Raw genomic sequence first — 26,545 nt, 5'->3', positions numbered from 1 at the left:
AGTATAACAAGAAGGGGACATGAACATGAAAAATCGAATTTTAAAACACCTACAAAACATGAAAATGAATAAGAAAAGTCTAGGAGCCGTTGCATTGACGGCTGGAGTCATCGGTACGACTCTTATTCCTCAAAATGCATATGCGCACGGTTTCGTTGAAAAACCTGGAAGTCGTTCTGCTTTATGTAGCCAAACTTACGGTGCACTAAACGTGAACTGCGGAAGTGTTATGTATGAACCACAAAGTTTAGAAGCTCCAAAAGGATTTCCACAAGGTGGTCCAGTTGATGGGCAAATTGCTTCGGCAGGTGGTAAATTTGATGGTATTTTGGATCAACAAACAGCAAATCGTTGGTTTAAAAATACGATAACTGGTGGAGAGAATGCGTTTACATGGAAATATACAGCTCCCCACTTAACTAGCCAATGGCAATACTACATTACGAAAAATAATTGGAATCCAAATAAACCGCTAACAAGAGCTGACTTTGAGCTAATTGGAACTGTGCAACATGATGGTTCTGCAGCTTCAAACAATTTAACTCACAAAATCAACGTGCCTACTGATCGCAGTGGATACCATGTGATTTTAGCGGTATGGGATGTAGCTGATACAGCAAATGCATTCTATAATGTAATCGATGTAAATCTAGTTAATAATTTAAAACCAGACACAGAAGCACCAAGTAATCCAAATGGGCTTCAGGCAACAAAAGTTACAGTAAATAGTGTAGAACTAACATGGAGCGCTTCTACGGATAATGTAGGGGTAAAAGGTTATCAAGTTCTACGTAATGGAGAGATTATTGATACAGTACCAGGCACTCATTTTATTGATAAACAATTACAACCAAGTACTGAGTACTCTTATACTGTAAAAGCGATTGACGCAGCTGGAAATGTATCAAAAGAAAGCACAGCAGTTAAAGTGAAAACAGCAGTAGTGACTCCTGATACAGAAGCACCTACACAGCCAAAAGGGTTACACAGCATGGGAACGACCACATCAAGTGTTGATCTAATGTGGAGTCCATCTGACGATAATGTCGGTGTAGACCATTATAATATTTACAGAGAAATTTCTGGTGTAATGAAGAAAGTTGGAACATCTAATTCTACTTCTCATGTGGACAAAAATTTGCTTGCTAATACTACATATAAATATGCGGTTAAAGCTGTTGATGTAGCTGGAAACGAATCAGCTCAGAGTGATATATTCACAGTTACTACGAAAGATGAAAGCGTTTCATATGAAACTTGGGATGCAAAGAAGGCATATAAAAAGGGAGATAGAGTTGTACACGAAGGCAAAATGTATGAAGCGGTTCAGAATTATCAGGGAAATGGGGATCCAAACTGGATTTATGCTTTATCATTATGGAAAACAGTGTAAGCTTTTACTGGATTTGAATTGAGATAATGATAGGGGCTTTGGTGCATAAGGTAATATGATAATTCACTTTAAAGTTTATACAAAAAAGACGACATTTGAAAATTGTCGTCTTTTTTTATATTAAGAACAAAGTGGAACTAATCCTAAACCAATTAAAAGACCTGCAACAGCAGCAGGGATGGGTACAGGAATTTGAATACCTTCGACAAATAAGAAATATTGGCCATTTACAATTTTAAAGCATACTAAATTTGGTATTTTCCATCCTTCTTTCTTTAAATGTTAATATTGTTATAAATTAATTATAGAGAAATGTAAAATGTTCTTTTAAACTAGATTGGATTCTAAGTTATTTGAACAATCTTCACCATAAATTTATGCCAACTTCACATACACCACAAATTGAAATTGTAATATGTATATGTACCAAATAAATAAAATGAATATAGCATTTCTATTTTTAAAGAATTAAAATCCTATTATTCCTATATAAGGGTTTTGGTTGCGTAATCAGGAGTGTATCTTTCTTTAGAGATGGATCTTAATAAAAAGGAATTAATATAAAAGGGGAATATCTTATGACAACATATACGAGCGAGATAAAAAAAACTTTAGTTACTGAAGAAGATGTAGATATTTTGAAAATTATGGCGCATCCAATACGTTTACAAATTGTAAATGAATTAAGTGCCCGTAAAACTTGTAATGTATCGCAATTAACAGAGATATTAAATATTCCGCAATCGACTGTTTCGCAGCATTTATCAAAAATGAAAGGTAAAGTGCTAAAAGCAGAGAGAAGAGGATTAGAAATTTATTATTACATTAATAATTTAAAAGCAAGTAAGATTGTTAGTGTATTAGGATACATAAACTAATGGAATTTTTTCTGTACAAAATAGTCCCTCTGCTTTATAACAGAGGGACTATTTTGTATTTCATTATTTGTTTGTATTTAAGATTTTATAGTTTTTATGATTCACAATAGTTCGATCAAATTCAAAAGTACCACCATTTACATCTGTAATTTCAACTAAGACCGATTCAGTGTACAGTTTTAATACAGATCCAGTAATTTTTAAGTTATTTCGTTGAAAAAGTATAGTATCCCCTACGTTTGCTTTCATAGTACCTCCTCATAAAAGACAGAAATATTTGTTTATTATATATATTAAACCACGTATAGTTATATTAGTGAATATTTAGTTTTGTTTATCAATAAAAAATTTGTTATTTAATAAAAAATAATAGAGTAACAGTATGATAATAAATTGTAAATTTTCTATTTATGTGTAGAAAATTGTAAAAATCCGCCGCGGCAATTCCAAATATTTTGCTAGAAAAATAAAGAAAGTGAAAGTGGAAATACACTTTATTCTCTGTTAATAATTGTATTAATATGTAGAACAAAGAGAGGGGTATTTGAGTACAAGCATTGTAATGAAAAGCCAGATTATAAGACTATTAAATGACTGGTTTCAAGAAATACGGCTGCAACATGTAAGTAGAGCTGCAGAGTTAAAAAAAGAAATAGACAGTAAAATTAATAATATAGAAGAAGATCAAAAAATCTTAATTTATTATTTTTTACTTAGTTTTTGATTCAAAATGTTGATTGGAGAATTTGATAGTAAGGAAACTAATTTCAATTTGATTCCAGAACAAACTGATTCATTTTTGCAGTATTATTATCATTATTTTGAATTTATTTATGCTATGGAGATAGAGAATTATAGTAACGCAAAACAATATTATAAAATTGCTGAGAGTTTGCTGGCTTCAATATCAGATGAAGCGGAGAAATCTGAATTTAATTATCGAGTGGCGTTATTTCATTATTGTTTATCTCAACCGATTTTAGCGATTTCTAATGCTTTGAAAGCGTAAGATTTTTTTGTAAGAGTTTAGGGTATGAAGTTAAAACTGCAGCGTGTAAAAATACTTTAGGAATGCGTTGTATAGCATTAGGACAATATGAACTTGCAGAAGAATATTTAGTATCGGCGATGAATACATTTACAACCTTTAGAGAAGAACAACTAATAATAAAAGTTAAATGTAATTTAAGTTTATTATATGCAGAGAAAAATTTTTCAGAATTAGCTATCCAAAATTCGGAAAATCCTATAGTGGATATTGAGAAAGATTATAAAACAATATTTCAAATAGTACGTTCATTTACAAAGGCTGAGACTGATTTAATTTCTGCTCTGATGTTTTAGACGGTTTTTTAAACAGATGTCTATATAGGCGGATTTTTGAAAGTAATATTTTTGATGAACTGATTAAAGATGAAAATTTAGTTCGAGACTAAAGAGAACATTATAGGATTGTGACCATTACATTTTTAATGTAATGGTTTTTTGTGTTCGTTTAAATCCCCTGTAACTTCGAGAGTAAGTTATATATTGATTAGGGTGTTTTTTTGTTTGTACATAGTAATCAAAATTCTGAAGTCCAACCATGGGGTAACTCTACACATAACTTTTTATGAAAGGCGTTTTAAAAGTACCTGTAAGTCGCCCTTATGCAAAACAATACAAAAAGTTGTTACGCATTTAACAAGCAGTTTTTTGTATTTCATCCTTCGTTTTCTGTAACTGATTCCATATATTTGACGCCCTATCTTGTAAGTGCTTACATACACAAGAACATCCTATACAATAAAGTTGTTAAATCGAAAGAGGTGGCGAAAATGAACACAAAAAAAGCATATTTAGCGAATAGCATTGAAATAAAAAAAGGAGGAGGGATGGTATGAAAAAATCATCTGTTAATCCATGGCTTGTTGTCCTCGGCACAGTCATAGTACAAATGGGGCTTGGAACGATATATACATGGAGTTTATTCAATCAGCCTTTAGTGAGTAAATACGGTTGGAGTCTTAACGCTGTTGCTATAACCTTCTCAATTACTAGCCTTTCTTTAGCATTTTCAACTTTGTTTGCGAGTAAATTGCAAGAAAAATGGGGACTTCGTAAACTCATTATGATAGCTGGACTAGCATTAGGACTAGGATTAATACTTAGTTCACAAGCTTCCTCATTAATATTGCTTTATGTACTAGCAGGAGTTGTCGTAGGTTATGCAGATGGTACAGCATATATCACTTCACTATCGAATTTAATAAAGTGGTTTCCAGAGCGTAAAGGTTTAATCGCTGGTATTTCTGTCTCTGCATATGGGTCGGGTAGCCTAATCTTTAAATACATTAACGCACAGTTGATTGAATCAGTTGGTGTATCACAAGCGTTTATATACTGGGGCTTAATTGTTACAGCTATGATTGTGATTGGCGCTTGTTTAATCCATCAAGCTGCTGATCAACGGGCAGTTCATGAAACAAAAACGCAGGAATATACAACGAAAGAAATGCTAGGCACAAAAGAAGTATATTTGTTATTTATTATGCTATTTACATCATGTATGAGTGGCTTATACTTAATCGGTATGGTAAAAGACATCGGTGTTCAACTTGTAGGGCTTAGCGCAGCAACAGCAGCTAATGCGGTGGCTATGGTTGCAATCTTCAATACATTAGGTCGTATTATTCTGGGACCGTTATCAGATAAAATCGGCCGTTTAAAAATCGTTACTGGTACTTTTGTTGCTATGGCGACTTCAGTCTTGGTCCTAAGTTTCGTAGATTTAAATTATGGTATCTACTTCGTCTGTGTAGCAAGTGTAGCGTTTTGCTTTGGTGGAAATATCACTATTTTCCCAGCTATTGTTGGTGATTTCTTCGGCATGAAAAATCATAGTAAAAACTACGGAATTGTGTATCAAGGATTCGGCTTTGGAGCGCTTGCAGGTTCCTTTATCGGTGCAATTCTAGGTGGATTCAAACCAACTTTCATGGTGATTGGCGTATTATGTGTCGTGTCATTTATTATCGCAATTTTAATTCAAGCACCAAATGAGAAAAAAGAAAAAGAAGAATATCGCAGCGTAGCATAAGTATTTAAATCTTCTATTACACTACTATAACTAAAAAGTAACCTATTAAATTTAAAGATATATAAATACCAAGAGTAAAGATAGTAAGGATTGATTATCCTTACTATCTTTTTGTATCTTTAAATTAAAATTAAAGATACATAGCAATAATAGATAACTTACGATATTGTCTGAATATTATGTGTATTACTTTTAGTGGAGGACGTAGCCTCAGTGCGAGGATAGCACTCCATAGAACGAGGGTTCGATGGCCTTGACTTTAAGTGTATTTAAGGGAATTAGTAGCTAAATGACAATATCTCATAAAGAAAAAGCAATAAAGGATAAATGATATGAGGTTGTATCTTTAACAAAGAAATACTGGCCTCATATGTTTCATTATGAAATGAGCGGCGAGGCACAAGATGAAATACTAAAACAAATCGATTTAAAAAAAGAGAAAAGTAATTAAAAAGAAATCCGTTTTGATAAAACTTCTTTTAGTGGATTCTTCTTGTTTATTATAAATTAAGCGTTTATGATGTGGATTTGAAATAGAGTCGTACCGTTTATAAAAAAAGATGTGAGACTTTACCCCTTCAAGCAAGGAAATTTAGGTGGATTTTGATCAAACTTTTTTATAAAAACTAACCTTAAATATGCCAGATAAGAATCCATTTTAATCAATCTTTTTTCAAAATGGATTCTTTTTATTTATCGTACAATACCGATTTGAGAGGTGTTTTTAATCAAACTTTGTTTCAAACCTACATTAAAATGTTTGGATCAATAATATCTGATGTTTGCTTTGTTATGTCGATATTTACTTCTTTCATAGCTTTAATAGCATTAGGATTTACGCCATGTGCTTCGATTCCTGTGGAATATACATTCTCCCATAAAGAGGGCAACGAGTAAAGCGAAGCCTCCAGCAAAACCACAACTACCACCAAAGCCCATAATGGTTCCTCCTTTAAACAGGAGGGGAAAACATTGGGATACACATGTTTTTTGCAGTTTCACATTACTTTATGTTTTTAAAAACTATATGGGCAGGTCCTTTTAAAAAAGAAAAGACACTCATAAGAGTGCCTATCTTTAGTAGGAACACTTTTTTTGATATATCATACAATAACCCAGAAAATTACTTGCTATTTCTTATAAAAAGGAGTATGACAATTATGACCATAACAGCCTTAATTACGATTTTGTTACTTTCATTATCCTCTAGTATAGATAATTTTGGAGTAGGGATATCTTATGGTATTCGTAATATTCGTATAGGTTTTTTAGCTAATTTTATAATTGCGATTATCGCTTTTGTTTTTAGTGAAATGGGTATTTTATTTGGACAATATATTTCAAAAGTTTTTCCTGGTACATTATCTGATGTTATTGGTACATTGTTTTTGTTTGTAATTGGTTTACGAATTATTTTAATGACAATTCCAAGAAAAAAGAAAGTTCATCAAGAAGTGCTTGATGAAGAGGAATCTGTTTCGAATGTTATCACGGGATATTTAAAATCTCCTGAAAAAGCCGATCTCGATAAATCAGGAAATATTAATTTTTTTGAGGCTATTGTTCTTGGTATTGCTATATCTATGAATGCTTTAACGAATGGATTAGGTGCAGGGTTATTAAAATTATCTCCATTCGCTATTTCATTATCAGCAGCCATATTCAGTTTTTTAACTGTTTGGTTAGGAGTTAAATTAGGAAAAAAGGTTGCAAATGTAAAAATTGGATCTTGGACATTAGGACAATTTAGCACAGCATTAAGTGGGTTTATATTATTATTAATCGCTGTACACAATTTGCTTTAAGTACAAATTAAGGTGAATACATTGGCGTTTTTTTTCAGCTTTATTTTCAATTGTCATCATTGATTTAGTAATTGCTGGTGATAATGCTGTTGTAATTGGTTTGATTGCAAGAAATTTACCAAAAAAACAACAGAAAAAAGCAATTTTTTTCGGAACAGTTGGAGCGATTATTATTCGTATACTTGCTGTTTGGTTATTAAAAATTCCAGGTCTTTTGTTAATTGGAGGGACACTAGTACTTTGGATTGCTTTTAAACTTGTAGCATTAACAGAAAATCCAAAAGAAAATAATGTTAATCCCAAAAATGTTTATGGACAGCAATTCGAGCCATTATCATTGCAGATATTTTAATAAGTCTTGATAATGTAGTAGCAGTAGCAGGTGCTTCACATGGTAACTTTCTATTAGTGCTTTTAGGATTAGTAATTAGTATTCCTATTGTAATTTTAGGGAGCAGTTTATTTATTAAATTTGTTGATCGTTTCCCTGTTATTATTTACATTGGGGGACTGTAATTTTAATGGTGGGAAGTGTGTTATTAGCTGGAAATATAAAAAATTTAGTAATAAAAAAAGAAAATGCCATTGAAGAGAGATAAATGACAAGCTTTGTTATATAAGTAAGTGTAGCAAAGCTTTTATTTTTACACTGACAAATGAAACAACTTCATTATTTGTAAACAAAAGAGCCTGTATCGATAATTACTAGGTAATTGAAGATATAGACTCTTAATTTCAGTGTTTAGTTGTTATATATGTTTAAATTTAATAGGGTACTTTTTTACGATACATAATAAAATTACGAAAGGGAAGTGGATGCCAAACCACTTTCCTTTTTTCTTTATGAACTATTTTATAAATTGTTTTTCCCTAACCAGGCTTAATAATCCTCGGAATTTTCCTGATACAAAAAGCGAGTGAAATATTTAATTGGATTATATTGGAATATTATAAAGTGATGCATAATGTATGAACCTCTTACTAAATCTTAGATTATACACATGACATTCATCGAGAAATACAAGATGTAAAATGAGATATTTTCAGAAAAATATTGAGAAAAGAAAACTTAAATTTCGATAATGTATTATAGATGAAGAGATATACAGTTTTTCTTTTTGAATTTCCAAAAAGATGAGAAGGAATTATGGATTGAATTTTTAATTAAAGTACATTTTAATGCTTATAAATGTAATCTTATATAAAAACGTAAAAACACTTTATCTGAAAAATAAAAAAAGATTGACAAGTTTATTGAGAAACATTATCATTTCAGTGTAAGAACAGTAAATGAAAATTATTATCAATGAATTTGATTTTGATGAAAAGTACACTTGACCAATTAGTTTAGTAAGTGTATTATTTTTTACAACATAATTGATAATGAAAATCGTTATCGATTCTGTTTCTTAATTAGATCAATTTTTATATGAAAGGATAGAGGAAATGAACTTAGGGGAATTTGATGGGAAAACCGTTTTAGTAACTGGCGCAGCCCAAGGTATAGGTATGGCTGTAGCAAAAATGTTTTTAGAAAGAGGAGCTACAGTTTTTGCGGTTGATCAAAATGCAGAAGGGCTTAATAAGTACTTAAATCATTATGCATCAAATGAAACACGTATTAAGACGTTTTATTTAGATGTGAGTGATAGTGCCGCTGTTGAAGAGGGAGTAAACCGTATTGAAAATGATATAGCACCAATAGATATATTAGTAAATGTTGCAGGGGTTTTACGTATGGGAGCGATTCACTCTTTTAGTGACGAAGATTGGAATAAAACATTCTCTGTAAATACTACTGGAGTTTTCTATATGTCCCGAGCAGTAAGTAAACATATGATGTTAAGAAAGTCGGGGGTAATTGTTACAGTTGGTTCAAATGCGGCAAATACTCCGAGAATGGAGATGGCTGCGTATGCTGCATCAAAAGCTGCAACGACGATGTTTATGAAATGTTTAGGATTAGAACTTGCAGCATACAATATTCGCTGTAACTTAGTTTCTCCTGGTTCTACTGAAACTGAAATGCAACGATTACTATGGGCTGATGAGAATGGAGCTAAAAATATAATTGCTGGTTCTCAAAATACATATAGACTCGGAATTCCATTACAAAAAATTGCACAACCTTCAGAAATTTCTGAAGCAGTATTGTTTTTAGCTTCAAATAAAGCAAGTCATATTACAATGCACAATTTATGTGTCGATGGCGGAGCTACATTAGGAGTTTAATAAAAAATTCAGGAGGTTAATATATTATGAATGAACTTACAGCCGTAAAGGAACTGTCAGAAAAACTTTTAGAAGATTATAAGACTGAATCTTCATTCTTTTTCGCTTCACCAAATCGAACGATATTGACAGAAGGAGAGTTTACTACAGTAAAACATAGTGAAATCGAAAGCTTTCCAGAGCTTGTAAAGGCGGTATTAAGTAATGCAAAACAAGCTGGAAATCCAAATCCTATCGTTGTAGGTGCTTTACCATTTGATCGTAGGAAAGAAGTTCAACTTATTGTACCAGAACATAGTAGAATTACTGAGCGTTTACAGTTAGAGAAAACAAATGAGATAAAACGAAATGAGAAACTGGCATTTGAAATGACACCAGTCCCAGATTCTGAAGTTTATATGAATGGTGTGAAGCAAGGGATTGAAAAAATACAAGACGGAGATTTAAAGAAAATCGTTCTATCTAGATCGTTGGATGTTAAATCTACAGAGAAAATTGATAAACAAAAACTACTTCGTGAATTAGGAGAACATAATAAGCACGGATATACATTTGCCGTTAATTTGCCGAAAGATGAAAACGGGAACAGTAAGACGTTAATTGGAGCAAGTCCTGAATTGCTTGTTTCACGTAATGGTATGCAAGTAATTTCTAATCCGTTGGCTGGCTCAAGACCTCGAAGTGGAGACCCAGTGGAAGATAAAAGAAGAGCGGAAGAATTACTTTCTTCTCTAAAAGATTTACATGAACATGCGGTAGTAGTTGAAGCGGTTGCCGTTGCACTTCGTCCGTATTGTCATACATTACACGTTCCAGAAAAACCATCTGTCATTCATAGTGAAGCGATGTGGCACTTATCTACAGAAGTGAAAGGTGAACTTAAGGATCCAAATACGTCTTCTTTAGAATTAGCAATTGCCCTTCATCCAACGCCAGCAGTTTGCGGAACTCCAATGGAAAAAGCGAGAGAGGCTATCGAAAAAATTGAGCCATTTGATCGTGAATTCTTTACAGGAATGCTAGGATGGAGCGATCTAAATGGAGACGGCGAATGGATTGTTACAATTCGCTGTGCTGAAGTGCAAGAAAATACACTTCGATTATATGCAGGCGCTGGAGTTGTTGCTGAATCAAAGCCAGAAGATGAGTTAGCAGAAACGTCAGCTAAATTTCAAACAATGCTGAAAGCTTTAGGGTTAAGTGATAGTTCATTGAATGACAACTAGGGGGAAGAATGAATGTTAGCAGGTTATACGGAATGGCCAAAAGAATTGGCAGGTCGTTATCGAGAAGAAGGATGTTGGCTTGGAGAGACGTTTGGCGCGATGTTAAGAGAACGCGCTGAAAAACATGGAGATCAAATTGCGATTGTAAGTGGTAATTCACATATAACGTATAGTGAACTTGATAAAAAGGTAGATCGTTTGGCTGCTGGTTTACTGAATTTAGGAATAAAGCAAGAGGACCGAGTTGTTCTTCAGTTACCTAATATTATAGAGTTTTTTGAAGTATGTTTCGCGCTATTTCGAATTGGAGCACTTCCCGTTTTTGCATTGCCTTCACATCGCAATAGTGAAATTAGTTATTTTTGCGAGTTTGGTGAGGCGAGCGCTTATGTCATTTCAGATAAGGCACTTGGCTTTGATTACCGAAAACTAGCAAGAGAAGTGAAAGAGAAAATTCCTACTTTACAACATGTAATCGTAGTAGGGGAAGAAGAAGAATTTGTGAACATAAGTAATCTTTATATGGATCCGGTTCCATTATCAGAAGTTCAGCCAAGTGATGTTGCGTTTCTCCAATTATCAGGAGGGACAACAGGACTTTCTAAATTAATTCCTAGAACACATGATGACTATATTTATAGTTTACGTGTTAGCGCTGAAATTTGTAATTTGAATGCAGAAAGCGTCTATATGGCAGTTCTTCCAGTAGCACACAATTACCCGATGAGTTCTCCAGGAACATTTGGAACTTTCTATGCTGGTGGAAAAGTAGTGTTGGCAAATGGAGGTAGCCCAGATGAGGCGTTTGCGCTTATAGAAAAAGAAAAAGTTACGATTACAGCTCTCGTTCCACCATTAGCAATGATTTGGCTTGATGCAGTAGATTCGCGTACTAACGATTTATCGAGTCTACAAGTACTTCAAGTAGGTGGAGCGAAATTTAGCGCTGAAGTTGCAAAGCGTATACGCCCTACATTCGGATGTACGTTACAACAAGTATTTGGTATGGCGGAAGGATTAGTAAATTACACAAGATTAGATGATCCAGAAGAAGTCATTATTCATACACAAGGTAGACCGATGTCTACATTCGATGAAGTCCGAGTTGTTGATGAATATGATAACGATGTAAAACCTGGGAAAGTAGGTAGTTTATTAACACGAGGGCCATATACAATTCGTGGTTATTATAAAGCGGAGGAGCATAATGCACGATCATTTACAAAGGATGGCTTTTATCGCACAGGTGATCTTGTAAAAGTCAATGAACAAGGTTACATCATTGTAGAAGGAAGAGATAAAGATCAAATTAACCGTGGTGGTGAGAAGGTTGCTGCGGAAGAAGTTGAAAATCATCTATTAGCACATGATTCAGTCCATGATGTAGCAATTGTATCTATGCCTGATGATTATTTAGGTGAACGTACTTGCGCTTTTGTCATAGCTCGTGGACAAGCCCCAACTGTAAGTGAATTAAAAATATTTTTAAGAGAACGAGGTATAGCAGCTTATAAGATTCCAGATCGAATTGAATTTATTGAATCATTCCCGCAAACAGGTGTTGGAAAAGTAAGTAAAAAAGAATTACGTAAAGTCATTGCTGAAAAACTTAGAACAGTAAAACAATAATAAAAATCGGAAGGAAGTGATTAGATGGCTATCCCATCTATTTCAGTATACAAAATGCCAGTTGAATCAGAACTACCAAAAAATAAAGTGAATTGGACACCAGATCCGAAACGTGCCGTTCTTTTAATCCATGACATGCAAGAGTATTTTCTTGATGCGTATAGTGATAAAGAATCGCCAAAAGTAGAACTGATTTTAAATATTAAGGTGATAAGAGAAAGATGTAAGGAACTTGGTATACCAGTTGTTTATACAGCACAACCTGGTGGACAAACGTTAGAGCAGCGGGGGTTATTACAAGATTTTTGGGGTGACGGTATCCCTGCTGGACCAGATAAAAAGAAAATTGTTGATGAACTTACTCCTGATGAAAATGATATATTCCTAACAAAATGGAGATATAGTGCATTTAAAAAGACAAATCTATTAGAAATTTTAAATGAACAAGGACGAGATCAACTTATCATTTGCGGTATTTATGCGCATATTGGCTGCCTTTTAACAGCTTGTGAAGCGTTTATGGATGGTATTCAGCCATTCTTTGTAGCAGATGCGGTAGCTGATTTTTCACTTGAGCATCATAAACAAGCATTGCAGTATGCATCTGATAGATGTGCAGTAACGACTGCAACAAACTTACTGTTAAAAGATTTACAAAGTATAAAAGGTGATGAGAGTGAAGGAATCACTTTACAGGAAGTGCATGAACTAGTTGCACAATTACTCCGTGAGCCAGTAGAGAGTATTGAGGTTGATGAAGATTTATTAAATAGAGGACTTGATTCGGTCAGAATTATGAGTTTAGTAGAGAAGTGGCGTCGCGAAGGGAAGGAAATCACTTTTGCAGATTTAGCAGAACGTCCAACTGTTGCCGATTGGTACCGCTTAGTATCTTTACAAACAGAACAGGTGCTGTAACAAACAGATTACATAATAAAGGGGTAGTAAAGAATGCCTAACAGTCAAAAGATTCGTCATTCGTTATCATCTGCGCAGTCTGGTATGTGGTTTGCGCAGCAATTAGATCCACTTAATCCGATTTATAATACTGGGGAATATGTAGAAATAAACGGAACGATTAATCAAGAAATTTTCGAATTAGCTGTACGTAAAGTTGTAACGGAAGCAGAAGCACTTCATGTTCGTTTCGAAGAGGATGAAATCGGCCCATGGCAAGTTATTGAGGGATCGTCAAAGTTTCATATGCATTTTATTGACGTTCGTAAAGAAAAAAATCCTGAAGAAGCTGCTAAGGTATGGATGAAAAATGATTTATCTATGCCCGTGGATTTAACAGAAGATAAATTATATACTGAAGCACTTATTCAAATTGAAAATAATCGTTTCTTTTGGTATCAGCGCATCCATCACATTGTGATGGATGGCTATGGCTTTTCACTTCTTAGCCAAAAGGTAGCCAAAGTATATACATCACTTATAGATGATAGACAAGAGAATGAAAAGCCATATGGTTCTCTAACGAAAATTGTAGAAGAAGATAATGAGTATCGAGGGTCTAAACAGTTTCAGGAAGATCATACTTTTTGGCTAGAAAAGTTTGCAGATGAACCGGAAGTCGTAAGTTTGGCAGAACGAGCACCGAGAACTTCAAATGGATTTTTACGAGAAACGGCTTATTTATCTAGTTCCAGTACGAAAACTTTACTAGAAGATATAAATATTTCGTTAACGAGCTGGCCGGAATTTGTTGTCGCTGTAACAAGTATTTATATGCATAAATTAACAGGTTCCACTGATATTGTTTTAGGTTTACCGATGATGGGGCGTCTAGGTTCTGTATCCATTCACACTCCAAGTATGGTAATGAATTTAGTTCCACTTTGTCTCACTGTAACTCCAAATATAACTCTTGCGGAATTAATACAGCAAGTATCTAAAGAAATTCGAGACGTACGTCGTCATCATAAATATCGTCATGAGGAATTAAGAAGAGACTTAAAGTTACTAGGTGAAAATCAAAGGTTGTTTGGGCCGTTAGTGAATGTTATGCCTTTTGATTACGGGCTTAACTTTGCTGGAAATCGTGGTGTTACACATAACTTATCAGCAGGACCTGTCGATGATTTATCGATAAATGTATATAAACGCTTCGATGAAAATGAGTTAATGATTCATTTTGATGCGAATCCGGAAGTATATAGTGTCACGGAACTAGCATTGCATAAAGAAAGATTTATGAATTTATTAGAATTAGTGATAAATAATTATCAAAAAGACGAGTCGATTGGAAAAATAAACATTACTCTTCCTGAAGAAAGTCATAAAATTTTATTGGAATGGAATGAAACAAAGAAAACTGAAGAGCTAATCACTTTACCTATATTATTTGAAAAACAAGTACAAAAAAATCCAAATAAAATAGCGGTTACTTGTAACGGAATAAAACTTACGTATAAAGAGCTAAATGAAAGAGCGAATGAACTAGCACACTATTTAGTAGAAGAAGGAATACGACCAAATCAGTTTGTAGCTTTAGTATTTCCAAGATCAATAGAAATGGTAGTTAGTATGCTAGCTGTTCTAAAGGCTGGTGCAGCATATTTACCAATAGATCCAGAATACCCAGTCGAGCGAATTCATTATATAGTAAATGATGCAAAACCAGTTTGTATCATAACACATTCAGCTGTTTCATCCGCTTTCGTTATAGAAAATGATATTAAAAAAATAGTATTCGATAGCGAAGAAACAAAACTAGCGTTAAAAACATATTCTCATATGAATATACCATTTAAGAATGATGGATCACTTCTAAACCCAGCTTATACAATTTACACTTCAGGATCAACAGGAAATCCAAAAGGTGTAATTGTTCCTATGAAAGGTTTAAGTAACTTCTTATTAGCTATGCAAGATATGTTTTCATTAAATGAAAACGATCATTTATTAGCAGTTACAACGTTTGCGTTTGATATTTCTGCTCTAGAAATTTATTTACCTCTCATTAGTGGTGCAAGTATAACAATTGCTCAAAAAGAGGTAATCCAAGAACCTGCTGCGTTAACGACACTTTTACAAGAAGAAAGAGCGACAATTATGCAAGCTACACCGACGTTGTGGCAGGCGTTAGTAACTGAATATCCAGAGAGGCTACAAGGACTAAACGTGCTCGTTGGTGGTGAAGCTTTTCCAGCACATTTAGCAAATAAATTAAAAGAATTAGGTTGCTCTATAACTAACTTATATGGACCAACTGAGACGACTATTTGGTCTACTTTCATGAATATTGATGAAAGTGAAAATGGTATACCTCCTATTGGAAAGCCAATTTGGAATACAGAAGTGTATGTATTGGATGCAGGGTTACAACCAGTTCCACCTGAAGTTGTCGGTGAATTATATATTGCAGGGAAAGGGCTTGCGAACGGATATTTAGGAAAACCTGAGTTAACGGCTGAACGGTTTGTTGCAAATCTTTATGGAAAACCGGGAGCACGTATGTACCGCACAGGTGATCTTGTAAAATGGCGTAACGATGGTGTGTTAGAGTACATGAGTCGCGCAGATCATCAAATTAAAATTCGTGGTTTCCGAATTGAATTAGCTGAAATTGAAACGGTATTACAACGACATGAAAATGTTCAACAAGCGGTAGTAATGGTACGAGAAGATCGCCCAAATGATAAACGAATCATTGCGTATATCGTTGCCGAAGAGAAGGAAACGATTAGTCTTTCAGAAATTCGTTCTTATGTTTCAGAAAGTTTAGCGAATTATATGGTGCCATCGGCATTTGTTGTGCTAGAAGAATTACCATTAACACCAAATGGTAAGGTTGATAGAAAGAAATTACCTGCTCCAGATTTTAATGGAATGAACAATGAGAGAGTTGCACGAAACCCGAAAGAAGAAATACTATGTGATTTATTTGCAGAGGTACTTGGTGTTTCGCATATTAGCATTGATGATAATTTCTTTGAAATGGGTGGCCATTCGCTTCTTGCATCTCGTTTAATGGTAAGAATTCGTGAAACGTTAAGTGTGGAATTAGGAATCGGAAAACTATTTGAATCACCAACTGTTGCTGAATTAGCGAGACAATTGGATCGTGCAAAAAATGCAAGACCAGCTATTAAGAAAGGAAGTAGACCAAGTGAAGTTCCGCTTTCATTTGCACAGCGCAGGTTATGGTTCTTAAATTGTTTAGAAGGTCCAAGTCCTACTTATAATATTCCGTTAGTCATTCGTATGTCTGGAAAATTGAACGAAGAAGCTTTACAAGGTGCCTTTTATGATGTAGTGAAGAAACATGAAACACTTAGAACAATTTTCCCTAACGTATTAGGTAGTTCATATCAGAAAGTTTTAGAGATGGAAAACTTAAATCTAGAAATGATTATAACAAAAACATGTAAAGATGAATTAGAAAGTGTGCTTTCAGAGGCGGTAAGATATAGCTTTAACCTCGATGTTGAGCCAGCAGTTCGTTTACAACTTTTTAAAGTGAGTGAAAACGAACACGTATTACTAATTCTTTTGCATCATATTGTTGGAGATGGATGGTCATTACAACCGTTAACGAGAGATTTTACAGCAGCTTATAAAGCAAGGTGTAAAGGTGATAGTGTCCAACTAGAAACACTTCCAGTTCAATACGCAGATTATTCACTTTGGCAACAGCAACTACTAGGTGATGAAACTACACCAGAGAGTCTTATTTCAACACAATTAAATTTTTGGAAAGAAGAGCTAAAAGGTTTGCCAGATCAAATGGAGTTACCTACAGATTTTCAGCGTCCAATTGAAACGAGTTATCGCGGGGAAACAATTCATTTTCATATAAATGAAGATATGCATAGTAGGTTAGTAGGGCTCGCTCGTAAAAATGGAATTAGTTTGTTTATGGTGTTGCAAGCAGGACTAAGTGCGCTGTTTACACGATTAGGTGCTGGTACTGATATACCAATCGGAAGTCCAATTGCCGGAAGAAATGATGATGCGCTATCAAATATAGTTGGTTTATTTGTAAATACATTAGTGTTACGTACGAATACATCAGGAGATCCAAGCTTTAAAGAATTATTGAATAGAGTGAAGCAGGTAAACCTTGCAGCTTATGAAAATCAAGATGTTCCATTCGAACGACTCGTTGAAGTGTTAAATCCAGTACGTACTCGAAATAGTCATCCACTGTTTCAAGTTATGTTAGCTTTCCAAAATACGCCAGAAGCAACGTTTGATGTACTAGATTTAGAAGCGACCCTTGAAATTCAAAGCGTTGGCTCTGCAAAATTTGATTTAACATTTGAAATTAGTGAGAGTACCGGAGTTGATGGTATTCCAAACGGCTTACAAGGTTTGTTGGAGTTTAGTACTGATTTATACAAACGTGAAACGGTTCAAAAATTAGTAGAACGATTCATTCTGCTACTAGATGACGCAGCGAATCACCCGGATCAATCAATTGGCAGATTAGAAATTTTAACTTTAGCAGAGCGAAATACAGTTTTAGAAAAGTGGAATGGTGGTTTTCAAATTGTACCTGAAATGACATTGCCACAATTATTTGAAAAGCAAACTCATGTAAGTCCAAATTCTATTGCTGTCGTCTTTGAAAATGAAAAGTTAACTTATAAAGAGTTAAATAGAAAAGCGAATAAAATAGCTCGTTTGTTAATAGCAAAAGGGGTCGGTCCTGATCAACTCGTTGCTTTAGCGATGCCGAGATCTTTAAATATGGTTGTGAGCTTACTAGCTGTTCTTAAAGCTGGTGCCGGATACCTTCCGTTAGATCCGGATTATCCGTCAGATCGTATTTCATTTATGCTACACGATGCGAAACCATCATGTGTTTTAACAAATTCAGATGTGGAAATTGAATGTGATGAGGAACTAAAGATTTTAGTTGATGATGTGAAAGTAATAGGAGAAATAGAGAAATATAGTGAAGACAATATTGATGAAATGGAGCGCATTAAGCCTTTATCTCCTTCACATATTGCGTATGTTATTTATACGTCAGGCTCAACAGGTAGACCGAAAGGGGTTATGATACCACATCAAAATGTAGTAAGACTTTTAGGGGCAACAGATCATTGGTTCCAATTTGATTCGGAAGATGTGTGGACAATGTTCCATTCATATGCTTTTGATTTTTCAGTTTGGGAAATTTGGGGACCTTTATTATACGGGGGACGCCTTGTTGTAGTACCGCACGCTGTTAGTCGTTCGCCGAAAGAATTTTTACAGCTCCTTGTTAAGGAAAAGGTCACTGTTTTAAACCAAACACCATCTGCTTTTTATCAATTGATGCAAGCGGATCGCGAACATGAAGAAATCGGTCAAAAACTATCTTTACGATATGTTGTTTTTGGAGGAGAAGCTCTTGAACTGAGTCGATTAGAAGATTGGTATAGTCGTCATCCTCATAACTCACCGAAGCTTATTAATATGTACGGTATTACAGAGACGACGGTACATGTTAGCTATATTGAGTTAGATGAAACTATTGTCTCTTTACGAGCAAATAGTTTAATTGGATGCAGTATACCGGATCTTAAAGTATACGTACTAGATAACTATTTACAACCAGTGCCACCAGGGGTAGTTGGAGAAATGTATGTTGCAGGTGCTGGACTAGCCCGTGGGTATTTAGGAAGATTCGGATTAACGGCTGAACGTTTTATCGCAGATCCATTTGGTAAGTCAGGTACAAGAATGTATCGAACAGGAGACTTAGCACGTTGGCGTCAAGATGGTACGTTAGATTATATAGGACGTGCAGATCATCAAATTAAAATTCGTGGATTCCGAATTGAATTAGGGGAAATAGAAGCGGTTATAATGAAACATCCTCAAGTTGAACAAGTAGCTGTTATTGTACGGGAAGATCAGCCAGGGGATAAACGATTAGTTTCTTATATCGTCGCATCAAATAATGAAACGATTGATACGAATGAAATGCGTCAGCATACTGGAGGTAGTTTGCCAGATTATATGGTTCCGTACGCTTTTGTAGTAGTAAATGAGTTACCCTTAACTCCAAACGGTAAATTAGATAGAAAGGCATTGCCTGTTCCAAAATTTATTGCATCATCTTCTAGTCGCGGACCAAGAACACCACAAGAAGAAATGTTATGTGACTTGTTTACAGAAGTTTTAAGTGTGCCTCAAATTGGAATTGATGACGGATTCTTTGATCTTGGTGGTCATTCACTTCTTGCAGTGCAGCTTATGAGTCGCATTAAAGAGGCACTTGGAGTTGAACTGAATATTGGAACTTTATTTGCAGCACCTACTGTTGCAGGGCTTGCTGAAAGACTTGAAATGGGGAATGGTCAAAGTGCACTTGATGTGTTGCTTCCATTACGAGCAAGCGGAGACCAATTACCACTATTTTGTGTACATCCAGCAGGTGGATTAAGTTGGTGTTATGCAGGACTTATGAAATCTTTAGGAACAGATTATCCAATCTATGGTGTACAAGCACGTGGGATCGCTAAAAATGAAGAACTTCCAAAAAGCTTAGAGGAGATGGCGGCGGATTATTTGAAACACGTTCGTGAAGTACAGCCTCACGGACCATATCGTTTACTAGGCTGGTCGCTTGGAGGAAATGTTGTTCATGCAATAGCGGCGCAACTTCAAAATGAAGGGGAAGAAGTAGAATTACTCGTTATGCTTGATTCTTATCCTGGTCACTTCTTACCGAATACGGAAGCACCTACTGAAGAAGAAGCGTTAATCGCATTACTTGCTTTAGGTGGATATGATCCAGATAACATGGATGGTAAACCACTTACCATGGAAAGTGCGGTTGAAATACTTCGTAATGATGGAAGTGCGTTAGCGAGTCTTGAAGAAGAGACTATTTTGAACTTGAAAGAAACATATGTGAATTCGGTAGGGTTGTTAGGGAAATACGTACCGAAAGTTTACAACGGGGATATTTTATTCTTTAGATCTACTGTTATACCAGACTGGTTTGATCCTATTTCTCCAAATACGTGGCTAAATTATTTAGACGGGGAAATCGTGCAGCATGACATTAATTGTAGACATAAAGATTTATGTCAGCCAGGCCCGCTTACAGAAATTGGGCAAGTGCTAGCGAAATATTTGCAGAAAAAGAAAGGGGTAAGTAGAGTATGACGAATCCGTTTGAAAATGATAATTACAAATATAAAGTATTAAAAAATGAGGAGGGCCAGTACTCACTCTGGCCTGTCTTTCTCGATGTACCTATTGGCTGGAATGTCGTACATGAAGAAGCTAGTAGGCAGGTTTGCTTGGAATATGTTGAATTTAACTGGAAAGATTTGAGTCCAAAAAGTAATCAAGTTAGCGAAAAAACATTAGTAGGAAAACGATAATGAAAACAAAGATAGATCCAAAAGTAGTTGTAAGTATCGTTTATATAACAGCGATGTTTATGGCTGCAATGGATGCAACAATTGTGAATGTAGCACTGCAAACGATAAGTAAAGAACTACAAGTACCTCCCTTTGCAATGGGAACGGTAAATGTTGGTTATTTAGTTAGCTTAGCTATTTTCCTTCCGATTTCCGGTTGGTTAGGAGATCGCTTTGGTACAAAAAGAGTATTTCTAACTGCTCTTTTTGTATTTACAATTGCATCTGCATTATGTGGAATTGCAAATGATATTACTTCATTAAATATTTTTCGTATCATTCAAGGTGCTGGTGGAGGACTTTTAACACCAGTCGGGATGGCGATGTTATTTCGAACATTTTCACCAGAGGAAAGACCCAAAATTTCTCGATTTATTGTACTTCCAATTGCCGTGGCACCAGCGATAGGACCAATTATTGGCGGTTTCTTTGTAGAGCAGATGTCTTGGCGTTGGGCATTTTATATTAATCTACCGTTTGGTATCGTTGCATTACTATTTGGTCTTCTATTTTTAACAGAGCATGTTGAAAAATCAGCTGGTCGCTTTGATTCTATCGGTTTTGTTCTTTCGGCACCAGGGTTTGCGATGCTCATCTATGCACTTAGTCAAGGGCCATCAAAAGGTTGGATTTCTCCAGAAATTATGAGTACCGGGATAGCTGGGACTATATTCATTACATTGTTTATAATTGTAGAACTTAGAGTAAAGCAACCGATGTTAGATTTACGCTTATTAAAAGAACCGGTCTTTAGAAAAATGAGTCTTATTTCATTGTTTTCATCAGCTGGGTTACTAGGAATGTTGTTTATTTTTCCACTTATGTATCAAAATGTGATAGGAGTTTCCGCGCTAGAATCAGGTCTTACGACATTCCCGGAGGCGATTGGATTAATGATTTCTTCACAGATTGTGCCATGGTCTTATAAGAAATTAGGAGCCCGAAAGGTAATCTCTATTGGATTAATATGTACCGCGGTTATATTTGTTTTATTAAGTTTTGTAAATCACGATACGAATCCATGGCAAATACGGGCATTATTGTTTGGCATAGGCATTTTCTTAGGTCAGTCTGTCGGTGCAGTTCAATTTTCTGTTTTTAACAATATCGCACCACCTTCTATGGGAAGAGCAACTACTATATTCAATGTGCAAAACCGATTAGGATCTGCTATAGGAGTTGCTGTTTTAGCTAGTATACTATCTGGTTTTGGAAGTAATAATGTACAGAATAATGCTCAATCAGATTTCTTGCCATATCAAGCGGCATTAATTGGATCAGCAATATTTTTACTCATAGCATTACTATTTTCTTTACGTATTTCCGATAAAGAGGTAATGTCAAAGAAGAATAAAAAGCCGTTATCTGTATTACAAGAAGAGAAAGAAGTTGTAAATAAATGAGTTGCAGCACGCTAATACTCTTTTAAAATAAAGCTATATTGGTATTTAAAAGGAGAGAGTTTACATGATAGAGAGTAAAGGTGTAGATTCTGTACCAACTCTAAATGAGAATGGTTGTCAAATTTGGTGGGCAAGAATTTCAGATTTACAATCATGGCACTACAATTTACTAAATGATGTAGAGCGAGAGAAAGCAAATTCATATCATCATTCGGCAGATCGTGCACGTTTTATAATAGGGTGCGTAATTAGTAGATTAGTACTCGGAAAGATACTTTCCATGTTGCCAGTTCAAGTACCGATTGATCGAATGTGTCCGGTATGTAAGTTGCAACATGGTAGACCGCAATTACCAGAAGGTATGCCGCAATTATCAGTTTCACATTCAGGTGAGTGGGTTGTCGTTGCATTTACAAAATCTGCACCTGTTGGCGTTGATGTTGAACAAATGAATCCAAATGTAGATGTTATGAAAATGGCAGAGGGCGTATTAACAGACATTGAAATAGCACAAGTTATGAAATTACCTGATGAACAGCGACTAGAAGGATTTTTAACATATTGGACTCGAAAAGAAGCAGTGCTGAAAGCGACAGGTGAAGGACTATTGATTCCAACAGTACATATTACAGTATCAGCTCCAAGTGATCCTCCAAAATTGTTAGTTTTTAAGGATAAGCAAGAGTTAGTAGAAAATACAATAATCGAAGATGTAAGGCCATGTGTAGATTATATGGCTGCAATCGCAATATTCAGTAAAGAAGTGACTGAAATTATGCAATTAGACGCGGTATCGCTTTTAAATTATAAATAAGTTTAATAAAATATCTTATAGAAGAGGTGTTCCTCATGTTAGTAGCGGAAAATAGAAAAAATGAATTAACTTATAATGTACAAGCAATTAAAAATATTTTATTTTCTGGAGTTACATCATCTATTATTGCTTTGGAAAAGCTTTTGAATGATACAGTTCAGTTTGATGTTCTCGAACAAGAGGTACTTGACAGACAGTACATTCCGAAAGAAGCAAAGAATTTCTTTGATAAAAACGGAACATTTCTTTATCGCGTGTCTAATGTTAGTTATAAAGGTAAGGTGTTATCTGAAAATCTAATTTTTGTGGACACTTCGTTTTTACCGGATACAATAAAGAGTGAATTAGAGAGTGGAAATATTCCAGTTGAAAAGCTTATAGAAAAGATGGAAGTAAGAAGAAACGTATTATATGAAGGGTATCAACCATCTGGAAATATTATCGAATTGTTTGATGGATGTTCTGTTGCGGCGAATGTTTATCCAACTAGAAAATATCAAATTGTAAGTAACTGCAAATGTATATTTTATATTTGTGAAGTGTATCATGCAGAGAATATAAAGGAATTGCTTAAATAAGAAATAAGCAAGACACCAGCCATTTTATAGGCTGGTGTCTTGTTTATTTGACAGCTTCTTTTAACTCTTTTCCTGCTTTAAATGCTGGTACCTTTCCAGCAGCAATTTGAATTTCTTCTCCAGTTTGTGGATTACGCCCTGTACGAGCAGATCTTTCACGTACTTCAAATGTTCCAAATCCGATAAGTTGAACTTTATCACCTGATTGTAGTGCATTTGTAATGGCATCAAATACAGATTGAACAGCTGCAGAAGCTTCCTTTTGAGAAATATCAGCTGACTGTGCTACGTTTTTAATTAGTTCTGTTTTGTTCATTTTTTCACCTCATAATAAAATTTTTTGAATGAAAGTTTTAGTATAATAAATAGAAAGAAAGGAATAAGTTTCACTAATAGAAAAAATGCTGAATCCTATATTTATCTTAATTTCGTTGAAAGAAATTGAATCCCTGCAATTATAAGGGAATTTATTATGAATTGATGTATACAAAAAGTTTTTAAATGAGGTTGAGGGGGAGAGTATATCTATGATTTTTCGTGAGAAGAATGAGAAAGAGATGATATTAATTCGCCAACATGATCATGGATTTTTAGCTGGAGAAATTGCAAGCTATGTGAAAGATGACTTCTTTGAAGAAAAGCTATATTTAAAAGAAAGTATAAATGCGATTTATGAACATGATAGAGGATGGATTGGACTAGATAAAGTTCCGATTTTGAATGACGAAAAAAATATTCCATATACATTTATGGATTGTCCAAGTTCATTACGTTTTGTGTTCTATACAATCGGTTTGAATGAAATTGAGGCTTCAAATCCATACGGGGCGTTGCTTTGTAGTAAACACTTTTTGTCATTTCCACTAAATGAGGAAGATGAAGTGATGATGTCTTTTTATAAACAAGAATTGGATCGACAAAAAAGAATTTTGAAAATGCTAACAAAAAAACAACATGTTATGTTTGATAAACATTATAGACTATTAAAGTTTTGTGATGAATTATCTTTATATACATGTATGAATAGGCCAGGTGTAAAAAAGGAAGATGAAATTGATTTATTTAAAGAGGGTTTTGAGGGAACAGAAATGTTCAATGAAAATAATGATAAGCGTTTAATTGCTGAATGGACAGATAAACAAACAATTCGAGTTAAGCCATTTCCATTTGAAAAGGAATTTGAAACATATGTAAAATATAAAGCTATAAGCAAGCGTTTAATTGAAGAAATAGGGATTGCAAAAGCTGATAGAGAATCAGTTCAGAAGCAAACGATATATTTTATACAATAAAGAGGGGCATAACAAGAAAAAGGAATGATCTCACTTTATGAGCCATTCCTTGTAGAAATAAATTAACTTGCACGTTTTTTATTAAATTCCTTCAATTTCTCTGCTTGTAAAAAGCGATTGGTTTCAGCGACAACGATACCACTTAATCCAATTAGACCAATTAAGTTTGGAATCGCCATAAGTCCATTCGCAATATCTGCAAAAGTCCATACAACACCTAATTTTAAATTAGCACCAATAGCAATCATAACGATAAAGATTGCTTTATAATATCGTACAGCACCTTGTCCGAATAAATAAGCTACACACTTTTCACCGTAATACGACCAACCTAAAATAGTAGAGTAGGCGAATAATATAATGGCGATACCGAGAATCATACTACCAGCAGTGCCGAATACGGATTGGAATGCTAATGTTGTAGCTTCAACGCCAGTTTTACCTGATTTCCACGCACCTGTTGTAATTAATACAAGTCCTGTAATTGTACATACAATAAATGTATCTAGAAAGGTACCAGTCATAGAAACTAAAGCTTGTTTTGCTGGGGAATCTGTTTTTGCAGCCGCAGCAGCAATTGGTGCACTACCTAAACCAGCCTCGTTAGCAAATACTCCGCGCGCCATTCCTATTTGAATTGCAGATGCAACAGTTGCTCCGATAAAACCACCAGCCGCCGCTGTCCCTTGAAATGCACCAGAAAAAATAAGTGAAAATGCTTCTGGGATTTGATCAAAGTGATAAAAGATAATAATAAGGCCAGCGATTATATAAAAGAAAGCTTTAATAGGAACGATATATCCAGTAACTTTACCGATCTTTTTTACACCGCCTAAAATAACGATAGCGATTAAGAATGACATGAGTATACCAGTTAATGCAGGAGGGAAAGAGAAGTTGATTCGCATTGCCTCTGCAACTGAATTAGATTGAACCATATTACCGATACCGAAAGAAGCAGTTGTACCGAATATAGCGAATAAAACAGCTAGCCATTTTTTGCCTAAACCACGTTCTAAATAATACATTGGTCCACCGGAGTATTCACCATTTTCATTACTAACACGGTATTTCACCGCAAGGATTGCTTCGGCATACTTTGTTGCCATTCCAAATAAAGCGGTAATCCACATCCAAAAGATTGCGCCGGGTCCACCGATTGTAACAGCAGTTGCTACACCGGCTATATTTCCCATACCAATCGTTGCGGCCATAGCTGTCATGAGCGCTTGAAAGTGACTAATATCTCCAGAAGATGATGTATCTTCTGATTTTTTAAATGCTAGTTTGTGAGCGTATAATAGTTTACTAAACTGTAAACCTTTTAAACGCATTGTGAGAATGATACCCGTACCAACGAGTAATAACAAAGTCGGTAATCCCCACACATACTGATTAATTTGTTCTAATACTTTACTTACTGTCTCCATCTTTATTCTCCTTTTTTAGAAAAAATAAAAACCACTTCAAGTAAATGAAATGGTCTCTGGAGAAACAAGGGATAGAAAAATAAACCGATACAAATCGGCATTTTCTTTCGCTTGTCTCTGTCCTTTTACCTGAGAGATTATCCGCTAATGTAGCGGATTTGCTCCTTCGGTGCTCGTTTTCCTCCGCGCTATACAAAAGCGAGAGGGAGTCTCTCCAGAGATTCGTCCCCATGCAGTTCTACTTGTAACCAAGACCTGAGAGTTTCAAAGTTGGTTCAGCAACTTTTTGCCCCGTCGGTAGATCAATAGACCTTCTCCTGAATGGTTCATCCGAATTATAAAATTAATAACTAAATGCATTGATTATAAGTATATATAATCAATAAACACATTATAGATACACAATAAGTGAAT

20 protein-coding genes, 4 pseudogenes and 1 riboswitch are annotated in these 26,545 nt (G+C 34.9%); of the genes and pseudogenes, 19 read left to right on the top strand and 5 right to left on the bottom strand.

Features of this window, described 5'->3' with window-relative positions; translation table 11 throughout:
* Positions 1-25 precede the first annotated feature (25 nt).
* Both ACTFQM_RS03815 and ACTFQM_RS03810 read left to right on the top strand, forming a co-directional pair.
* The gene (locus tag ACTFQM_RS03815; protein ID WP_440033501.1) at positions 26-1,393 is read left to right on the top strand and encodes a lytic polysaccharide monooxygenase; all 1,368 of its coding nucleotides are present in this window, start codon (positions 26-28) and stop codon (positions 1,391-1,393) included.
* 578 nt (positions 1,394-1,971) lie between these two features.
* Positions 1,972-2,271, top strand: a complete 300-nt coding sequence (locus ACTFQM_RS03810; RefSeq protein ID WP_002171877.1) for an ArsR/SmtB family transcription factor — start codon at positions 1,972-1,974, stop codon at positions 2,269-2,271.
* A 63-nt stretch (positions 2,272-2,334) separates the two neighbouring features.
* Here the strand turns inward: ACTFQM_RS03810 and ACTFQM_RS03805 are convergent, their stop codons facing one another.
* The gene (locus tag ACTFQM_RS03805; RefSeq protein WP_002148107.1) at positions 2,335-2,520 is read right to left on the bottom strand and encodes a YkvS family protein; all 186 of its coding nucleotides are present in this window, start codon (positions 2,518-2,520) and stop codon (positions 2,335-2,337) included.
* Between the two features lie 313 nt (positions 2,521-2,833).
* Here ACTFQM_RS03805 and ACTFQM_RS03800 point away from each other — a divergent pair, with 313 nt between their 5' ends.
* The 5 genes and pseudogenes from ACTFQM_RS03800 to ACTFQM_RS03780 all read left to right on the top strand — a co-directional run bounded on the left by ACTFQM_RS03800 (position 2,834) and on the right by ACTFQM_RS03780 (position 5,350).
* Positions 2,834-2,995 carry a hypothetical protein gene (locus ACTFQM_RS03800; RefSeq protein WP_440034380.1) on the top strand — a complete coding sequence of 54 codons (162 nt, stop codon included), beginning with the start codon at positions 2,834-2,836 and terminating at the stop codon, positions 2,993-2,995.
* A gap of 48 nt (positions 2,996-3,043) precedes the next feature.
* The gene (locus tag ACTFQM_RS03795) at positions 3,044-3,280 is read left to right on the top strand and encodes a hypothetical protein (RefSeq protein ID WP_440033500.1); all 237 of its coding nucleotides are present in this window, start codon (positions 3,044-3,046) and stop codon (positions 3,278-3,280) included.
* A 62-nt stretch (positions 3,281-3,342) separates the two neighbouring features.
* Positions 3,343-3,615: a hypothetical protein gene (locus ACTFQM_RS03790; protein ID WP_440033499.1), complete on the top strand. Its 273-nt coding sequence runs from the start codon at positions 3,343-3,345 to the stop codon at positions 3,613-3,615.
* Positions 3,616-3,812: 197 nt separating this feature from the next.
* Positions 3,813-3,955: pseudogene (locus tag ACTFQM_RS03785) on the top strand (DNA-binding response regulator); the annotation flags it as partial.
* Between the two features lie 195 nt (positions 3,956-4,150).
* Positions 4,151-5,350, top strand: coding sequence for an L-lactate MFS transporter (locus ACTFQM_RS03780; RefSeq protein WP_440033498.1), 1,200 nt, complete (start codon positions 4,151-4,153; stop codon positions 5,348-5,350).
* 752 nt (positions 5,351-6,102) lie between these two features.
* On the opposite strand, the pseudogene ACTFQM_RS03775 reads toward ACTFQM_RS03780, so the two are convergent.
* Together ACTFQM_RS03775 and ACTFQM_RS03770 are read right to left on the bottom strand one after the other, a co-directional pair.
* Positions 6,103-6,219 (bottom strand): annotated as a pseudogene (locus tag ACTFQM_RS03775) (arsenate reductase); the annotation flags it as partial.
* A gap of 7 nt (positions 6,220-6,226) precedes the next feature.
* Positions 6,227-6,289: pseudogene (locus ACTFQM_RS03770) on the bottom strand (YjcZ family sporulation protein); the annotation flags it as partial.
* A gap of 221 nt (positions 6,290-6,510) precedes the next feature.
* On the opposite strand from ACTFQM_RS03770, the gene ytaF reads away from it, so the two are divergent.
* The 11 genes and pseudogenes from ytaF (at position 6,511) to ACTFQM_RS03715 (ending at position 23,409) form a co-directional block, all read left to right on the top strand.
* Positions 6,511-7,155 (top strand): sporulation membrane protein YtaF, encoded by a 645-nt coding sequence (gene ytaF, locus ACTFQM_RS03765; protein ID WP_002171883.1) that lies wholly within the window; start codon positions 6,511-6,513, stop codon positions 7,153-7,155.
* A 16-nt stretch (positions 7,156-7,171) separates the two neighbouring features.
* Positions 7,172-7,662, top strand: a pseudogene (locus ACTFQM_RS03760) (YjbE family putative metal transport protein); the annotation flags it as partial.
* A gap of 939 nt (positions 7,663-8,601) precedes the next feature.
* Positions 8,602-9,387, top strand: coding sequence for a 2,3-dihydro-2,3-dihydroxybenzoate dehydrogenase (locus ACTFQM_RS03755; protein ID WP_440033497.1), 786 nt, complete (start codon positions 8,602-8,604; stop codon positions 9,385-9,387).
* A 26-nt stretch (positions 9,388-9,413) separates the two neighbouring features.
* A complete protein-coding gene (dhbC, locus tag ACTFQM_RS03750; RefSeq protein ID WP_440033496.1) occupies positions 9,414-10,613 on the top strand; it encodes an isochorismate synthase DhbC in 1,200 nt (399 codons plus the stop codon).
* Between the two features lie 12 nt (positions 10,614-10,625).
* Complete coding sequence (locus ACTFQM_RS03745; protein WP_440033495.1) at positions 10,626-12,242, top strand: (2,3-dihydroxybenzoyl)adenylate synthase; 1,617 nt, start codon at positions 10,626-10,628, stop codon at positions 12,240-12,242.
* Positions 12,243-12,266: 24 nt separating this feature from the next.
* A complete protein-coding gene (locus ACTFQM_RS03740) occupies positions 12,267-13,160 on the top strand; it encodes an isochorismatase family protein (RefSeq protein WP_327917201.1) in 894 nt (297 codons plus the stop codon).
* A 33-nt stretch (positions 13,161-13,193) separates the two neighbouring features.
* Positions 13,194-20,354, top strand: a complete 7,161-nt coding sequence (locus ACTFQM_RS03735) for an amino acid adenylation domain-containing protein (protein ID WP_440033494.1) — start codon at positions 13,194-13,196, stop codon at positions 20,352-20,354.
* The gene (locus tag ACTFQM_RS03730) at positions 20,351-20,575 is read left to right on the top strand and encodes an MbtH family protein (RefSeq protein ID WP_002171891.1); all 225 of its coding nucleotides are present in this window, start codon (positions 20,351-20,353) and stop codon (positions 20,573-20,575) included. The genes ACTFQM_RS03735 and ACTFQM_RS03730 overlap by 4 nt, the downstream gene beginning before the upstream one ends.
* On the top strand, positions 20,575-22,017 hold the full coding sequence (locus tag ACTFQM_RS03725) for an MDR family MFS transporter (RefSeq protein WP_440033493.1): 1,443 nt from the start codon (positions 20,575-20,577) through the stop codon (positions 22,015-22,017). Before ACTFQM_RS03730 ends, ACTFQM_RS03725 begins: the two co-directional genes overlap by 1 nt.
* A 64-nt stretch (positions 22,018-22,081) precedes the next feature.
* A complete protein-coding gene (gene sfp, locus ACTFQM_RS03720; RefSeq protein ID WP_400559830.1) occupies positions 22,082-22,831 on the top strand; it encodes a 4'-phosphopantetheinyl transferase Sfp in 750 nt (249 codons plus the stop codon).
* A gap of 35 nt (positions 22,832-22,866) precedes the next feature.
* Positions 22,867-23,409 (top strand): cold-shock protein, encoded by a 543-nt coding sequence (locus tag ACTFQM_RS03715; RefSeq protein WP_429700047.1) that lies wholly within the window; start codon positions 22,867-22,869, stop codon positions 23,407-23,409.
* Positions 23,410-23,452: 43 nt separating this feature from the next.
* Here the strand turns inward: ACTFQM_RS03715 and ACTFQM_RS03710 are convergent, their stop codons facing one another.
* A complete protein-coding gene (locus ACTFQM_RS03710; protein WP_002171895.1) occupies positions 23,453-23,725 on the bottom strand; it encodes an HU family DNA-binding protein in 273 nt (90 codons plus the stop codon).
* A 211-nt stretch (positions 23,726-23,936) separates the two neighbouring features.
* On the opposite strand from ACTFQM_RS03710, the gene ACTFQM_RS03705 reads away from it, so the two are divergent.
* On the top strand, positions 23,937-24,701 hold the full coding sequence (locus ACTFQM_RS03705; RefSeq protein WP_440033492.1) for a DUF3891 family protein: 765 nt from the start codon (positions 23,937-23,939) through the stop codon (positions 24,699-24,701).
* Positions 24,702-24,763: 62 nt separating this feature from the next.
* Here ACTFQM_RS03705 and ACTFQM_RS03700 read toward each other — a convergent pair whose 3' ends face one another.
* A complete protein-coding gene (locus ACTFQM_RS03700; RefSeq protein ID WP_025150724.1) occupies positions 24,764-26,131 on the bottom strand; it encodes an alanine/glycine:cation symporter family protein in 1,368 nt (455 codons plus the stop codon).
* Positions 26,132-26,238: 107 nt separating this feature from the next.
* Positions 26,239-26,359: riboswitch (glycine riboswitch) on the bottom strand.
* Positions 26,360-26,545 lie beyond the last annotated feature (186 nt).

It is taken from the genome of Bacillus cereus group sp. MYBK30-2 (genome assembly GCF_051915945.1).
GTDB lineage: Bacteria > Bacillota > Bacilli > Bacillales > Bacillaceae_G > Bacillus_A > Bacillus_A paramycoides.
The sequence above is the reverse complement of the archived record's forward strand: the minus strand, read 5'-3'. Positions and strand labels throughout refer to the sequence as shown.

Excerpts from the sequence above, each read along its gene's own strand:
- ACTFQM_RS03700 (WP_025150724.1), bottom strand. The coding sequence starts at position 26,131 with ATGGAGACAGTAAGTAAAGTATTAGAACAAATTAATCAGTATGTGTGG.
- ACTFQM_RS03805 (WP_002148107.1), bottom strand. The coding sequence starts at position 2,520 with ATGAAAGCAAACGTAGGGGATACTATACTTTTTCAACGAAATAACTTA.
- sfp (WP_400559830.1), top strand. The coding sequence starts at position 22,082 with ATGATAGAGAGTAAAGGTGTAGATTCTGTACCAACTCTAAATGAGAAT.
- ACTFQM_RS03780 (WP_440033498.1), top strand. The coding sequence starts at position 4,151 with ATGAAAAAATCATCTGTTAATCCATGGCTTGTTGTCCTCGGCACAGTC.
- ACTFQM_RS03740 (WP_327917201.1), top strand. The coding sequence starts at position 12,267 with ATGGCTATCCCATCTATTTCAGTATACAAAATGCCAGTTGAATCAGAA.
- ACTFQM_RS03735 (WP_440033494.1), top strand. The coding sequence starts at position 13,194 with ATGCCTAACAGTCAAAAGATTCGTCATTCGTTATCATCTGCGCAGTCT.
- ACTFQM_RS03800 (WP_440034380.1), top strand. The coding sequence starts at position 2,834 with ATGAAAAGCCAGATTATAAGACTATTAAATGACTGGTTTCAAGAAATA.
- ACTFQM_RS03815 (WP_440033501.1), top strand. The coding sequence starts at position 26 with ATGAAAAATCGAATTTTAAAACACCTACAAAACATGAAAATGAATAAG.
- dhbC (WP_440033496.1), top strand. The coding sequence starts at position 9,414 with ATGAATGAACTTACAGCCGTAAAGGAACTGTCAGAAAAACTTTTAGAA.
- ytaF (WP_002171883.1), top strand. The coding sequence starts at position 6,511 with ATGACCATAACAGCCTTAATTACGATTTTGTTACTTTCATTATCCTCT.
- ACTFQM_RS03755 (WP_440033497.1), top strand. The coding sequence starts at position 8,602 with ATGAACTTAGGGGAATTTGATGGGAAAACCGTTTTAGTAACTGGCGCA.
- ACTFQM_RS03705 (WP_440033492.1), top strand. The coding sequence starts at position 23,937 with ATGATTTTTCGTGAGAAGAATGAGAAAGAGATGATATTAATTCGCCAA.
- ACTFQM_RS03790 (WP_440033499.1), top strand. The coding sequence starts at position 3,343 with ATGCGTTGTATAGCATTAGGACAATATGAACTTGCAGAAGAATATTTA.
- ACTFQM_RS03710 (WP_002171895.1), bottom strand. The coding sequence starts at position 23,725 with ATGAACAAAACAGAACTAATTAAAAACGTAGCACAGTCAGCTGATATT.
- ACTFQM_RS03715 (WP_429700047.1), top strand. The coding sequence starts at position 22,867 with ATGTTAGTAGCGGAAAATAGAAAAAATGAATTAACTTATAATGTACAA.
- ACTFQM_RS03745 (WP_440033495.1), top strand. The coding sequence starts at position 10,626 with ATGTTAGCAGGTTATACGGAATGGCCAAAAGAATTGGCAGGTCGTTAT.
- ACTFQM_RS03725 (WP_440033493.1), top strand. The coding sequence starts at position 20,575 with ATGAAAACAAAGATAGATCCAAAAGTAGTTGTAAGTATCGTTTATATA.
- ACTFQM_RS03730 (WP_002171891.1), top strand. The coding sequence starts at position 20,351 with ATGACGAATCCGTTTGAAAATGATAATTACAAATATAAAGTATTAAAA.
- ACTFQM_RS03810 (WP_002171877.1), top strand. The coding sequence starts at position 1,972 with ATGACAACATATACGAGCGAGATAAAAAAAACTTTAGTTACTGAAGAA.